Consider the following 13,735-nt stretch of genomic DNA (forward strand, 5'->3'; position numbering starts at 1 on the left):
CCCCACGCACCCTTCCCCAGGCCTGAGCCGATGCCTCAGCGTTGCACTCAATGCATCCAGACGGCGGGATGCCGAGGAAAGCCGCAGCTCACCAGGCGTGTCAGCGAGAGCTCGGCCGGGCTCTGCAGAATACGGTAAATGCCCAGATCGCCGCTGCCACAACGTTCTCCCGGGCTGCCGAATGATGCATCCGATGCAATTCCGCGCAAATTCAGCCGGGTGCCTGCGGTGTGGCGCCATTGGTGCGGGGTCAGGTGCACCGGTGCGCCGTGCTCGTCGCGGATGTCGCAGGCGGCCAGCCAGCGCAGCAGCGCCATCCGGTAGGTGGGGCTGGCGATCGGGTGGGTGCCGTCGACGTTCTTCGTCGGCCGCGGGAACAGGATCGGTGTGCCGCCCGGCCAGCGCTCGAGGGTGCGCTGGCGGTGTTCGGCGATCAGCTCGCGCAGCTGTTCATCGATCGGCACCAGCGCGTCGCGTTTCATCTTGTGGTTGAAGTAGCGCAGATACGGAGCGCCCTCGGCGTCGGCGACGACGCAGTCGGCGCGCAGCCGCAGCGCGTCGGTGACCCGCAGCCCGCAACGCATCAGGATGATGGTGACCAGCCGGTAGGCCGGGTCGGCGAACCGGGCGAGGTTGTCGGGATGCTCGAGTTGGGCCATGACGTGCTCGGCCAGTGCCCGCGGCAGCCGTTCGGCGCGTTTCGGGTAGTCCTCGTGGTAGAACATCGCGTCGGTGGGAAGGGTTGTATCCCAACGGTGTTGGCGGATGGCGGTGAAGAACCGGTTGAGCAGCCCGAGATGGCTGCCCCGGCGCTGAGCGCTGGCGAGGGCGGGGTCGGCGAGCAAATGGGCCAGGTAGCGTTCCAGCACCGTCCTGTCGATCTGGTCGATCCGCTCGACGCCGATGTCGGCGAGGAACCCGGCAAACCGGCTGATGACGAGGACCGGCCTGGCGCCGCCGGCTTCCAGGCCCAGCCCGGCCGACAATCGCCAGCGCACCCACCGCTTGACCAGCTCACGCAGCCACGGCTGGCCGATGCCGTCGAACCGCAGGCGCCGGTCACCGTGGAAGCCGAGGCGGCGCATGTGCCAGATATCGCGCGGGTACTCGGCTTCCCAACCACCGGCCTCGGCCAGGTCGGCGACCGCCCGGTAGGCGTAGCCGAGAAACCCGCGAGCCAGACTGTCGTTGCGGGGCATCCCGATTCGCTGCCGCCAGGCCTGCTCGTCCCAGGCGAGCAGTGAGCCGGTGTCGGTGTCGGCGAGCGCCCGCACCACCCGCATGACCACGTCGGGTGCGAGCTTGCCCCGGCGTTCGTCGTGGTGGCGCTGCAGCACGTACTGCATCTCCAGCTTCAGTTGCGGGGCGAGCCGCTCGAGCCGGATCGTCTCGCTGGCCAACGTGATCTCAGCGAAGCGGTCGGCGAACTCGTCGATGTCGGGGCGGCCGTTGATCTTCCAGGTGTTGGTGTGGGATTGGCAGAACGGCGAACTCGCCTGCGGCCACAGTGGGCAGTGCGGGATGCGGCAGGTCGCCTCCGGCGGTGGTTGCTTGACCGGCTGCGGATCGGCGAGCCACCCATCCAGGTCGGGGCGGCCGGCGCGTTGCCATCGCTGCGCGTGCAGGCTGCACATGCCGCCACGCGCCGACCCGTAACCACAGCCCAGCACCCGGCAACGTTGGTTCGGCTGCTGCCGCCGCCACCGCGGATCGGTCGATTCGACGAACCGCTGCATGTCCGGGCGCCCCTGGTCGTTCCACCGCTGCAGATGCCCCTGGCATAACCCGTGGCCGCGCGCGGTTCGCCCGCAGCCGCCAACCCCGCAGGCGGCTCCGCCGAACACCGGGTTCTCAGGCCCGAATTCCAGTACGTCGCCGCGGAATTCGCTGCGGACAGTCGCCATCAACTTGCCTAGCAGCCCGGTCGAATCGGCATCGGGCAGTCGGGCCGGGGCGGTCACACCCGCACCTGCCGGTCGGTGAACCAGCCCGCCTGCTCCATGACCCGGCGGGCGTCCTCGACACTCAGATGCCCGTAGGTAGCGCTCGTCGTGGCGACCGACGCGTGACCGAGAAGTGTTGCCACAAACTCGATTCCGATGCCGTCACGCAGCATCCTGGTCGCTGCCGAGTGCCGCAGCCAGTGCGGGTCAAAGTCGATCCCGGTTCGTCGGCGCAGTCGGCGCACCAGGTCGTAGACCGCGGCATAGGTCAGCGGGTGCCCGCGCGGGCGGCCCCACAGGTTGACGAACACGTAGTCGCTGTTCAGGTCGCCGTACTCGCCGTGCAGGTAGTCGGCATACAACCGGATCAGCTCGGGGCTGACCGGGACCGTCCGCGACGTGGGCGACTTGGCGCGGGCGCGGTTGGCGTTGTCGCGGCGGCGCACCGTCACCTCCCGTTCGGCGGCGGCGATGTCGTTGTGGCGCAACCCGAATGCCTCACCGATCCGCATGCCGGTGTCGTAGAGCACGGCGAACAGCAACCGGTCACGCAGCCGGTCGCAGCCATCCAGCACGGCCTGCACCTCGGCCGGGGTGAGCACCCGCGGCAGCTTCTTCGGCGCCTTCAACGCGACCACCCGCCGCGGCTTCAGCTCGCTCTTGCTGATGTGGTGCAGGAATGGGCGCCAGCCTCCGCGCCCGCCGCCGACCTGCCACGAGGTGAGAAGCTCACCGACCGCAACACCCTCGCGGGCGGCGTGGGTGTAGAAAGCGCCGACCGCCGAAAGCTTGCGGTTAACAGTCGATTCCCTGCAGTAATGCTCGACCGACGGCAGCACCGCGACCCGCCCGTCGCGGGCCTGCAGCGGCAGCCGCAGCCACGCGACGAACTCACCCACGTCATCGATGCCGACCTCGCGCCAGTCCAACCGCCGGTCGGCGAGGAAGCCGAACCAGTCCTTCAGATCGTGCGCGTAGGCCTTGACCGTGTTTGGTGAGCGTTCGATGTCGGTCAGATACGCCAGATACCGCTCCACCGGAGCGACCGGGGCGTCGTCCTCGCCCAGGACGGTCCACGATTCACGCGACGAGACCAATGAGATGACCCGGGCAACTTGCATCGTCCCTCCACAGGCTCTGCCTCCTGGACGACCGCAGATAACCACGTCCACCACGCAGAACTGGGGACCTCAACCCCTCGTGTCGGACATCGAAGACACCACTTCGAGGACTCCAGATAACGATCGCGTTTGTCGTGTACACGATCTTGCGTAGTTCCACCGGGTAATCCAGGAAGGCAATGAACTCTGGCCAGGCGCCCCGCCACACGTCGATCGCGCCGGGGTATTGCGCACCGAAATCGCGGTCAAACTCTTTGAGCGCGAGCTCAGCGGCATCTACGGTGGGCGCCGAATAGATGGCCCGCATCGACGAGGCGACCTTGCGGCGGTCCTTATACGACACGAACCGCATCGCATTGCGAATAACATGCACCACACAGACTCCCGCTGTCAACCTCGGGTCGTGGGCATGATTGATCGCCGCGGCTGGCTGACTTTGCTCAGCGCGGGGGCGGGGTGGGGTTGTTAGGCGGCGGTGGCGCGGTGGTGGATGGCCGGGTCGTAGGGGTTGTGGTCGTGCCAGCAGCGCCACAAGATGCGACACCAGCGGGCGCCCAGGCCACGCAGGGCACGATGGTGTGGTTGGCCGGCGGCGCGGGCGTGTTGGTAGATGTCGGCCGACCAGAGGTCTTCACGGACGGCGACGAACATCCACCAGTCGATGGCGTGCCGCATCCGCCGGTTGGCGGCGTAGCGGAAGCGAACCTGACGTGTGCGCCCGGACACCTTGGTGACCGGAGCCAAGCCGGTCTCTGCCAACAATGACGGCGCCGAAGGAAAACGACTGCGCTCCTCACCCATTTCGGAGATCAACACGGCGGCGGTGACCGGTCCGATGCCGGGGAAACTGGTGAAGATCGGGGTGTCCGGGTGCGCCTCAAGCAGTTCGCCCAGTCGTTTGTCATGGGCTCGCAAATGGGTGTTGAGTAGAGCCAGTTGTTCGGTGAATGCTTTGGCCGCCAACGCTTTGCCAGCAACGGTGCCGTCGCTCGCCGATAGCAGATGCGGCTGCATCCGGGCGACAAGTGTCTCGGGTTTGTGCCGGCCACTGTAGCCGTGCCGGGACGTGAACGCCCCCATCCGCGCAGCGGTGATCCGGCCCGCCTGCACGGGAGTGGGATAGCTGCGGATGAAGGACAGGGTGATGTCCCGGTCCAGTGCAGAAAACAGGTGCAACGGGCACGGATGATAGGCATCCAAGATTGACCGCAGTCGATTCTCGGTGTCCACCTGCATATCCAGGATGCGTTGACGATCGCGGCTCACTGCGGTCAGCTCCGCTAGAAGCGGCGACGGAACGGCCAACGGCCGCCACTGGGCATACTGGTGACGCAACGTATCGGCCAACACATAGGCATCGAATTCGTCGGACTTGGCGGCCGCCATCCGATAGCGTTCGCGTGCTCGCGCCGAGATTTTCGGTGACACGCAATAAATTTCGGCATCGCAGTGGTGCTGGAGATATTCGACCAGTAGCCCTTCGGCCCGCTCGATCGCGATCCGGACCGCACCGGTGAACGAAGCAATCAACCCGACCAGGACGGCCAGACCATCGACGGTGTGAGCGACCTTGCGACTGAGCAGCTGCTGGCCGGTGCCATCCAGCACACACAGGTGATGGAAGCGCCCACCCCAGTCGATCCCACACCAGAAGCTGTTCGGCCGTTGCAGAGTACTCTGATTCATTGCACTTGGATCCCTTTCAATGTGAAAGGTTCACCCTGCGATCGCGAGGCCTGCCCGGAACCTCATCTCGGCACTCACCGCCCACAGCGGTGGCGCTGCTCTCGCTGGCCGGTCCACGCCCCGCAGCCACCACGGGCGGACAGGTCTGCATGTGGACCTCGAAGGTGACGCGTTTGCGTGGGCCCTGCCCGTGGTGGTGCAGGTGAACGCCGAGACCATCCCGGCCGATCCATTGTTAATAGATGAGGTTTGGATCACGGTATCGGGGAAGATCGAGCGGATCGCATCAGGCAAGCCGGTCAGCCCGTCGCAGCAGGCGATGAGGATGTCGCGTACTCCGCGGTTGCGCAGGTCGATGATGACCTTCTGCCAAAACCGTGCGAAAGCGCACGGGTTCGCGCGAAGGTGTGCGAGGTGGCGCCTGAAGTATCACGAGTTCGGCAGACGGGCGGTGTCAACGTGGTCTGCGAGGTAGGCGACGACAGCTTCGTGGTGCATGCCGTAGGCAGCGGCGACGAGTTTCGCGTCGACCGTGCCGACGAGGTCTACCAGCCGTGTCGAGCGCAGGATCCGGGGCTGGATGCCGACCGCGCGCAGGGTGTTCTTGATGTAGCCGTCGGAGGCCGGCGCCCGGGTGGCTTTGGTCTGCATGGTGACCAACAGGTGGGAATTGTTGCCGCCCAGCACCTTCCGGTGGTCGAGGCAGCGATGCAGTGCGGTCCAGGTCCACGGGTCCAATGGGGTGGGTTGTGGTCGGCGACCCAGCCGGATCCGGCGGCGGTTGTTGTCGATGTCCGCATCGGTGAGGTGCTGCAGTTCTTGTGTGGTGGCGCCGTGCAGCAGGGCGGCCAGCCCGACGAACGCCTCGTGCGGGTGCACCTCGGGGTCTGTGCTCCACCGCTGGAACAGTTCGCGTTGCCGGTCGACAGGCAGCGTCGGGCCGCGGAATGCCATGGTCTGCGGCGCAGTCAAGCCTTTCGTGGGGTTGATGAGCATTAGCCGGCGGCGCAGACCGTAGCGGCAGAACTGGCGCAGCCCGGTCAGGTAGAAGGCACGCCGGCTGGGATGAGCGTGCAGGAAGGCTTCGATGTCGCCGACCTCAATGGTGGCCCAGTCAGTTTTGCCGCGCGCCATGGACAAGAACTGAGCGAAGTCACGCACGGCCCCAAGCCGGGCCTCGAGCGTGGGATGCCCGCGCGGGTGGGTGCCGGTGCGGCGGGCACGATCGCGGCTGGCGACCAGGTGCTCGGCAAACCCGGCCACCGCCTGGCGCAGGGGTGGGGGCACCGCGTCGATACGGGATTGGCGGCGGGTGGCGGCGCGGCGTTCCTCGCGATCGGTCGGTAACGCCAGTTGACGGGCGGTGAGGAAGTCCTCCAGGGCCCGCGCGAGCGGAACGTCAGTGGCCACGGATTCCAGCAGGGCCTGCGGATGCACCGGGTGGTTGTCGGCCAATCGTGTGCCGAGCCGGGTCAGCATGGCGCAGGCGCGGTCGGGATGGTGGCGTCCGATGAGATAGGCGGCGAAGTCGCCGAGCCAGTCGGGTGGATTCTCGAGTGTCGCCGCAAGATTAGCCGCTCGGACTGGGATTCGATGCGGCGAGCGGGCCCAACATCTTTGGCACCGTCCCGCCCCGGTCAGTCGAGTGACCCGTCCGCAGTCGACACAGGCCGCATCCGGATTCGGTGGCCGGCCCGGATGTGAGCAGGAGCCACACCAGCCGGTGGTGGGTCGCAGGATCCGGCGTTTTCCGCAGCGTGGACACTCGGCTCGGTTGGCGTCCAAGCGTTGCCGCCGAGCGCACTGCCCGCAGAGGTCGCGGTCGACGAACAGCACTGGCGCATTGCAGATCCGGCAGGTGCGCGAACAGCGCGCGCAGCATCCGGTGTCCGGCCCCAGAACCCGCAACACACCGCAGCGCGGGCAGCGGTGTTTGATCGGTGCGTGACACCGCGCCCAGTGGCAACGAGCACAAAGGTCACGCTCTGGTTTGCCGACCGCGCGACCACAGCACCGGCAGTCCCGGACCCGGCGGGTCATGCTAGATCGGCGGCATCGACCGGCCCCGCCGCGACGCTGGCGCGTCGTTGACCGCGACCTTGGCCGGCTTCGGTGAAATCTGTTGTGTGACAGGGGTGGTATCGATGTCAAACAGGTCATTGGGCGAGCATTCCAGTGCGGTGCACAACGCGATCAAGGTGGACAGCTTGATCTGACTGGGCTGTTTGGTGAACAACGCCGACACCGACGCCGAAGACAGCTCCAATCCAGCCTTCTCCGCCAGCAGCCGTTGCAGTTGGGCGCCGGTCCACACCTCCCGCTGGGCGGCGGCCATCCGAAGTTTCCACCTGATCTGCATACTCACTCCTGCCCGGTCAGTTCGCTCAGCGTCGCCGAGATCGCACGCTGATAGGCGTCTTCGATGAAGGTCTCCGACGGGCGCACATACCGCATGGTCGACGCGACCGTCCAGTGTCCTAAAAGCTGTTGAATGGCAACGAGATCCACGCCTCGCTCATAGTTGTGGGTCGCACAGGCACGGCGCATCCCATGCGGGCTGAACCACTCACCTTCAGGCCGGCCTTCCACTCTCATCAAATGCCGCAACCGGTTGCGGATGGTGGCCGCGGCCATTGGGCCGCCGGACTCATCACACAGCAACACCGGACTGTCCGGGAACCGGCCGCGCACATCGTCGAGATACCAGCGCAACACCAGATCCAGCCCGTCTAACATCGGCACCCAACGCGGCCGCGGCCCGGAGCCCTTGGCGCCCTTACCGAACCGCACATGCAGCTTGCCGAACGTGCCGCGCCCAAAATGCACATCCGAGCAGTCGAGCATCACCACTTCTTCCGACCGCAGCCCGGCGTGATACAGCGTGCGGAACAGCGCATAATCCCGCGCGGCCGGCGCATACTTGCGGGCAGTCGCAATCCGACCCTTCAGGAACTCGAAGAACGCGCCCACCCGCTCCGCCGTCGGCGGCGCCTCCGTGCTCGGCGAGTCGTCGCTGACATGGCGGGCGGCGTTGAACTCGTCCAATGGACAGGCCAGCCGGACCCCGAACGCCGCCTCGATCTCCGCGGCCTTGCGGACCTCAAGGAACCGGTGAAAGCCCTTGAACACCTGCAGATAATTGCGTCGCGTCGACACCGCCCGACCCGAACTGGCGAGCTCGCCCACCACCCGGTCGACGTCCTCAGCGGTCACCTCCCACGCCGGGCGCCCCAGCGCCACCAGCATCCGCTCCAACACACCGACGTCGTTGGTGATCGTCGATTCGGCGAACCCGCGCGCGGTCCACGACGCCACGAACGCCTCCACGCATTCGGCCTGAAACCGCTGCGGATCTCGCGTCTCCACGACCGCCGCGACCTCGCCGGTGATCACCCGCAGCCGCCCGTCTCCCACCGCGTACCTTCCTCGCACCTAGGGTTTCAAGGCAGTACCTTAACTCGCGGGCTTACACCTGGAACATCAGCGACACGCCCGTAGACCGGAAAACCTCAGGCAGCAGCGCCAATCCGGGGAAACGAACCTGTGCTCGTTCCATATCCCTCGCTGTCTTGGATCCAGCAGCCCAGGGCGTGTTTACGCCCGTCGAGGTCCACGCCGATGGCCAGATAGGCCACCTTGGTGCCCACCACCCCGTTGTCGGCGATGCGCAGCCGCAGCCCGTCGATATACAGGATCGGGTAGACCTCATCGAGTGGGCGCGATTGCCAGGCCTTGATCTCATCGACCACCACCTCGGTGATATTGGAGATCAATTCTCGTGACACCTTGGCTCCGTACACCTCGGCCAGATGCGCCTCGATATCGCGGGTGGTCATGCCGCGCGAATACAGCGACAGCACCACCGAATTGATGTTGCCCAGCCGGCGCGCCCTTTTGGGCACGATCACCGGCTCAAAAGTGCCGTTGCGGTCGCGCGGCACCACGATATCCACCGGGCCGTTGACCGTGGTCACCGTCTTCGGTGAAGACCCATTGCGAGAATTGCCCGACCCGCGGCCGGCCGGGTCACCGGATTCATACCCCAAATGGTGGGTCATTTCGGTCTGCAAGGCCCGCTCGAGCACCGCCTTGGTCAACTCGGTCAGCAAACCGTCCGCCCCGTCGATCGGGGTCCCCGATTTCACCGCGTCCTTGATCAGCGAATCCAGGGTCTCGGCCGAAAACGTCTCCGCCAGCCGGCGAGCCGCCGACATCTCCTTGCCCGCCGACTCCATGAGCTTCGTCACAAAACACTCCTTCTGTCCGCCCGAACGGCGGTCCGATGATGGACCACCCCGGACTTACACAGATGGAATGACACGCCCGGTGCCGCGGCGGCAAACTCGACCCGGAATGGGCCAACCGCCGGCGCCTGCTGACCGCGTGGGAACGCTTGTCGGACAAGAATTTCGCCACGATGTGGAACGCGATCGTGGCCGAAGACGACACCGGCCAGATCCTGTCGGCGTGGATCGCCAAGGAAGAACCGCGCACCCTGCTGCCCACCGTGCACGCCGGCGGCGATGCGCACCTGACCCGGCATCGGCTGCACCGCTTCCTGGCCTGGTGCATCGACTCGCAGATCCCTGAGCTGCTCACCCTGGCCGCCACCGTCGACACCTGGTGGCCCGAGATCAACGCCTTCATCGCCACCGGTATCACCAACGCCCGCACCGAGGGCTACAACCGGCTCGTCAAACAGGTCAAACGCGCCGCGTGCGGGTTCCGGAATCAAGACAATTCGGCACGCCGGATACGATTTCACTGCACCCGCAAACAGCGGGCCGCAACCCAGACGTCATGCTGATTGCCCGGTCAAAATCGAAGAGCCGAATTAAATTCGATTCTGTCCTTTTCGATCTCAACGAAGGAACGGCGTGACTAGCCGCGACCCCAGCCGACAATCTCCTGATGGCCGAACGCTCAGCTAGCTGTAATGACCCATCAAAGACTGACAACAAGTTTTCTTCACATCGGCGCCTGTCGGTGCGCGCGGCGCCGGTCCCCGGCCAGTCATTGGCCAGCCGATTCCGACTCCCGCGGATGTGGGATCCACGTGGCCGCGCGCGGGTACCAGCGCGCCAGGCGCGCAGCGGGCGTGAAGGGTCGCCAGTTGTCCTCGGGTTGGGCCAGCCGGTCGAGGATGACTGGCAGCACGGCGGGGTTGATCATGAGACCCGTGTGGGTGCCCCGCACCGCGACGTTTTCGGCTCGGGGGTTTCCGCTGGTCGGAGCCGTCTCATCGAGGCTGATCCACCAGTCCGCCACCCCGTCTGTCGGGCTGTAGATCGAGGTAGCGGGTACTTGCAAGTGGCGGCCGGTCGTGTTCGTGGACGTAGAGCAAGTCAAGCTCCTCTGATTGCGCCTTCAGGAACCGGCGCCACGGCAGCCTTGGCCCTAACGTGTCGGTGGCCAGCATGCGGAAGGGACTGCCCAGCGTGAAGACGTGCCTCACTTTCTCCGGGTGGTTTCGGGCGATCATCCGAGCCACGATCCCACCCAAGCTCCATCCGATCACCGCGATCTTGGCATCGCGCGCGGCGTAGAGTTCGTCGACGTGGGCGTGGATAGCGGCAAACTTCCCGGCGTCGAGGCGAACGTTTCGGCCCAGTTTTCCCAGCCGCGCGCATCGTAGCCGTGCCTGCGCGTGAAGACAGCGGAAGGCATGATGCGCCCCATGGTGGTGCAGCAGCCTCCGGGCCGCGCACGTCCAGAACGGAGCCGGTCGGCGAACGCTGAGCGATTTGAAGAGCTGACATCGTGGCGGACACCGGGGTCAATGCCAAGTCACCGCGGAAGCCGCAAAGGCCAAGCCCTCGGCCGAAGCCGTCCCCTCCGCAGCCGAGGCGTCCCAGTCGAGCGCCCGGTCCGGCATCGCGGCGCCCACCCCGATACGGGGCACCACCACGGTGGCCTTCAACGACGTCAGCCCAGCCCGCAGCCCCGCGATCTCGGGTCGCTTGTGATGCACGCCGCCACCGAACGCGTATCCGTCGGCGGTGACCAGGACGACCGGGTCCAGCTGGCCCCAGGCCGGTTTAGCGCCGCGGGTAGCCCGGCAACGGCATCCCACCGCGGCACCAATTGCGCGGCAGCGGATCCCCGGCTTGCTCCTCGACATTCATCCGTTGCTCAACCTTTCGTCAGACCGGTGCAAGCCGGCTTCTTGCAACTCTACCTAATTCTCGCTAGAATTTACTTAACCTGAGAGGACCAGCGAGGGCGAGCGAACGAAGAGTTTTCATGCATAAGACCTGGTCACAGCGTTTATGTGTCTGGAGCGGAGTTCTGTTCGCCGTCTTGTTTTTTGTCGGCTTCGGGCTGATCGCCCGGTACATACCGCCCCCGGCTCCGGCCCGAGCGGCAGCCGACGTCGCGGCGTTCTACCGTGACCACGCCAACGCGATCCGCGCCGGGATGGTCATCAGCATGTACGCGCTGGTGTTCTTCGTTCCCTTCACCGCGGCGATATCGGTGCAGCTCAAGCGGATCGAAGGCGAGCACACCCCACTGACCTACGCCCAGCTGGGCATCGGGTGCACCCTTCCTGTCGCGTTCTTTCCGGCGCTCTACTACTTTCAGGTGGCCGCATTCCGGCCAGAGCGAGCACCCGAGGCGATCCAAACGCTCAACGACATGGGCTGGCTCCCCTTCACCGGGATCATCTACGCCATCTTCGTTCAAAACCTCGTCATCGGATTCGCGGTGCTCTCTGATCAGCGCGCCCACCCTGTATACCCGCGGTGGTACGGCTACTTCTGTCTATGGACGGCGCTTTTGTACTGCCCGGCAAGTCTGGATGTGTTCTTCAAGGACGGGCCGCTGGCCTGGAACGGTCTGTTTTCGTGGTGGCTTTCGCTGGTGGCTTTCTTCGCCTGGATCGTCGTCACGGTGGTGGTCACCCTGCAAGCCGTTCGCAGGTATGACCGCGATGAGCAAACCGAACCGAGACCGAACGATATCGCGACGTCTATTCCTATTGGGGCGCCGCAGCACTCCCGGTAGCCGCCGTGTCGTCCTCGGCTAACGCGCCCGCGCAGCGGGGCACCGGGGCGGAATCTTCAGCGTATATCCCACTAATGAGGCCAGCCTCGGACCGCCGAGGTGCGTGGCTGGGTTGGTCGGTTCGCTAGGGCGGTGCTGTTTTAGTCGCTGACTTTCGGCGTGCCTGAGCGGATTTCGCGTAGGTGGTCGACGAGGATCTGATGTGTGGCTTTGGGACGGGAGAATCGGCAGGGCCGGTTCGATGACGTGATGCTGCTGGTGGGTGATCAGCTGCCGGCGGGCAGTATTTACCGGCTGTTGGCCGAGCACGGCGGTGCACTGTTTGACGATGACTATTTCGCTGATCTGTTCAAGCGCTCGGCGCTGGGTCGACCGACGGTGCCGGCGCGGGTGATGGCCACAGTGATGCTGCTGCAGGCCTATGAGGGATTGTCGGATCGGGAGGCGTGTGACCGGTTGGCCTTTGATCTGCGCTGGAAAGCGGCCGCCGGGTTGACGGTGGACGCCGAGGCTTTTCATCCCACGGTGCTGGTCGGCATGCGCAACCGGCTACGCGCATCGGATCGGCCACGGCGGTTGTTCGAGGACGTGAACACCACCGCGCGAGCGGCGGGGTTGTTGCGGGGACGACGCCGGGTGCTGGATTCGACGCCGCTGTTGGATGCGGTGGCCACCCAGGACACGGTGATCCAGCTGCGGGCCGCGATCCGCAAACTGCTGACCGTGGCTGATCGGGCCGATCCGGAAGTGGCCGGTGCGGTGCGCACCGTGCTGACCCGCGACGATGACTACGCCAGCCTGGGCAAACCACCGTGTGACTGGGATGACCCCAAAGCGCGTGAAGCCTTGGTCGATGCGCTGGTGCGCGACGCCAACGCCGCACTGGAGGCCCTCGACGGCCGCAAGCTCGATGGGGCACTCAGTGAGGCGGTCGAGTTGTTGGCGCTGGTGGCCGGCCAAGACGTCGAAGCCGGCGACGACGGAATCTTCCGCATTGCCCGGCGAGTGGCCAAAGACCGGATGATCGGCGGGGGGACTTGTACAAAGAACGGTGTAACTGCTGAGAAGTAGGAGGCACCTGTGACTGATGTGGTTAGTAATCAAGATAGTCCTGTGGACCTGGATGCGGCGCCGCCGGCGCAGCCGCTGTTGAGTGAGGCCAGCAACGATGAGTTGGTGCGGCTGTTGGCCGAGCGGGCCCGCGCGCAGGGCCTGAAGCTGGCCGGTGAAGGTGGCCTGCTGTCCCATTTGACCAAGCGCGTGGTCGAGTCGGCGCTGGAGGGCGAGCTCGACGATCACCTGGGCTACGGCAAGCACGATCCGGTCGGGCGCGGCAGCGGCAATTCCCGCAATGGCAGCCGGGCCAAAACGGTGGTGACCGAGGCGGGTCCGGTGGATATCGAAGTGCCGCGGGATCGGGCCGGCTCGTTTGAGCCGCAGATCGTCAAGAAGCGCCAGCGGCGGCTGAGCGGCGTGGAGGATCTGGTGATTTCATTGAGCGCCAAGGGTTTAACGCACGGTGAGATCAGCGCGCACCTGGCCGAGGTGTATGGGGCGGCTGTGTCCAAACAGACCATCTCCACGATCACCGACCGGGTGCTCGAAGGCATGGCCGAGTGGCAAAGCCGCCCCTTGGATCCGGTGTATCCGGTGATCTTCATCGATGCGGTCAACGTCAAGATTCGTGATGGCAATGTCGCCGACCGGCCAATCTATCTGGCGCTGGCCGTCACCGTCGAGGGCACCCGCGACATCCTCGGATTATGGGCCGGTGAGCACGGCGACGGGGAGGGGGCGAAGTTTTGGGTGCGGGTGCTCTCGGAGATCAAAAACCGTGGCACACAGGATGTCTGCATGGTGGTGTGCGATGGGCTCAAGGGCCTGCCGGACGCGATCGAAACCGTCTGGCCGCAGGCGATCACCCAGACGTCATCTATTAACAATGGATCGGCCGGGATGGTCTCGGCGTTCACCTGCACC

12 protein-coding genes and 5 pseudogenes are annotated in these 13,735 nt (G+C 65.6%); 5 read left to right on the plus strand and 12 right to left on the minus strand.

Translation table 11 applies throughout. The features are described 5' to 3' along the window. Positions 1–47: 47 nt before the first annotated feature. From MHEC_RS14175 to MHEC_RS14215, 9 genes and pseudogenes are all read right to left on the minus strand, one after another. On the minus strand, positions 48–1,961 hold the full coding sequence (locus MHEC_RS14175; protein WP_235435008.1) for a tyrosine-type recombinase/integrase: 1,914 nt from the start codon (positions 1,959–1,961) through the stop codon (positions 48–50). Next, positions 1,958–3,064: a site-specific integrase gene (locus MHEC_RS14180; RefSeq protein ID WP_048893783.1), complete on the minus strand. Its 1,107-nt coding sequence runs from the start codon at positions 3,062–3,064 to the stop codon at positions 1,958–1,960. Before MHEC_RS14180 ends, MHEC_RS14175 begins: the two co-directional genes overlap by 4 nt. 121 nt (positions 3,065–3,185) lie before the next feature. Then, positions 3,186–3,446, minus strand: a pseudogene (locus tag MHEC_RS25230) (transposase); the annotation flags it as partial. Between the two features lie 83 nt (positions 3,447–3,529). After that, positions 3,530–4,750 carry an IS110 family RNA-guided transposase gene (locus tag MHEC_RS14190; protein ID WP_071700283.1) on the minus strand — a complete coding sequence of 407 codons (1,221 nt, stop codon included), beginning with the start codon at positions 4,748–4,750 and terminating at the stop codon, positions 3,530–3,532. Positions 4,751–4,984: 234 nt separating this feature from the next. Continuing rightward, positions 4,985–5,131 (minus strand): annotated as a pseudogene (locus MHEC_RS24425) (transposase); the annotation flags it as partial. Between the two features lie 48 nt (positions 5,132–5,179). Continuing rightward, positions 5,180–6,229, minus strand: a complete 1,050-nt coding sequence (locus MHEC_RS14200) for a site-specific integrase (protein ID WP_236591493.1) — start codon at positions 6,227–6,229, stop codon at positions 5,180–5,182. Positions 6,230–6,791: 562 nt separating this feature from the next. Beyond that, positions 6,792–7,109 (minus strand): helix-turn-helix domain-containing protein, encoded by a 318-nt coding sequence (locus MHEC_RS14205; protein ID WP_048893880.1) that lies wholly within the window; start codon positions 7,107–7,109, stop codon positions 6,792–6,794. 2 nt (positions 7,110–7,111) lie between these two features. Continuing rightward, on the minus strand, positions 7,112–8,164 hold the full coding sequence (locus tag MHEC_RS14210) for a tyrosine-type recombinase/integrase (RefSeq protein WP_048893879.1): 1,053 nt from the start codon (positions 8,162–8,164) through the stop codon (positions 7,112–7,114). Positions 8,165–8,307: 143 nt separating this feature from the next. Beyond that, positions 8,308–8,964 (minus strand): annotated as a pseudogene (locus tag MHEC_RS14215) (IS256 family transposase); the annotation flags it as partial. Positions 8,965–9,143: 179 nt separating this feature from the next. Here MHEC_RS14215 and MHEC_RS14220 point away from each other — a divergent pair. Beyond that, a complete protein-coding gene (locus MHEC_RS14220; RefSeq protein WP_236591501.1) occupies positions 9,144–9,557 on the plus strand; it encodes a transposase in 414 nt (137 codons plus the stop codon). 206 nt (positions 9,558–9,763) lie between these two features. Here MHEC_RS14220 and MHEC_RS14225 read toward each other — a convergent pair whose 3' ends face one another. Then, positions 9,764–10,060: a hypothetical protein gene (locus MHEC_RS14225; RefSeq protein WP_142358696.1), complete on the minus strand. Its 297-nt coding sequence runs from the start codon at positions 10,058–10,060 to the stop codon at positions 9,764–9,766. Further along, positions 9,990–10,268, minus strand: a complete 279-nt coding sequence (locus MHEC_RS25080) for an alpha/beta fold hydrolase (RefSeq protein WP_048893846.1) — start codon at positions 10,266–10,268, stop codon at positions 9,990–9,992. The genes MHEC_RS14225 and MHEC_RS25080 overlap by 71 nt, the downstream gene beginning before the upstream one ends. On the opposite strand from MHEC_RS25080, the gene MHEC_RS14235 reads away from it, so the two are divergent. Continuing rightward, entirely contained in the window at positions 10,215–10,385 is a 171-nt protein-coding gene (locus MHEC_RS14235; RefSeq protein ID WP_201399670.1) for a hypothetical protein, read from the plus strand. The genes MHEC_RS25080 and MHEC_RS14235 overlap by 54 nt on opposite strands. 141 nt (positions 10,386–10,526) lie before the next feature. Here the strand turns inward: MHEC_RS14235 and MHEC_RS14240 are convergent, their stop codons facing one another. Beyond that, the gene (locus MHEC_RS14240; RefSeq protein ID WP_142358695.1) at positions 10,527–10,871 is read right to left on the minus strand and encodes a hypothetical protein; all 345 of its coding nucleotides are present in this window, start codon (positions 10,869–10,871) and stop codon (positions 10,527–10,529) included. A 122-nt stretch (positions 10,872–10,993) separates the two neighbouring features. On the opposite strand from MHEC_RS14240, the gene MHEC_RS14245 reads away from it, so the two are divergent. From MHEC_RS14245 to MHEC_RS14255, 3 genes and pseudogenes are all read left to right on the plus strand, one after another. Then, on the plus strand, positions 10,994–11,755 hold the full coding sequence (locus MHEC_RS14245; protein ID WP_048893844.1) for a hypothetical protein: 762 nt from the start codon (positions 10,994–10,996) through the stop codon (positions 11,753–11,755). Positions 11,756–11,959: 204 nt separating this feature from the next. Then, positions 11,960–12,781: pseudogene (locus tag MHEC_RS14250) on the plus strand (transposase); the annotation flags it as partial. 120 nt (positions 12,782–12,901) lie between these two features. Continuing rightward, positions 12,902–13,696 (plus strand): annotated as a pseudogene (locus tag MHEC_RS14255) (IS256 family transposase); the annotation flags it as partial. Between the last annotated feature and the right edge of the window lie 39 nt (positions 13,697–13,735).

Origin of the sequence: Mycobacterium heckeshornense, from assembly GCF_016592155.1 — a bacterium.
Lineage (GTDB): Bacteria > Actinomycetota > Actinomycetes > Mycobacteriales > Mycobacteriaceae > Mycobacterium > Mycobacterium heckeshornense.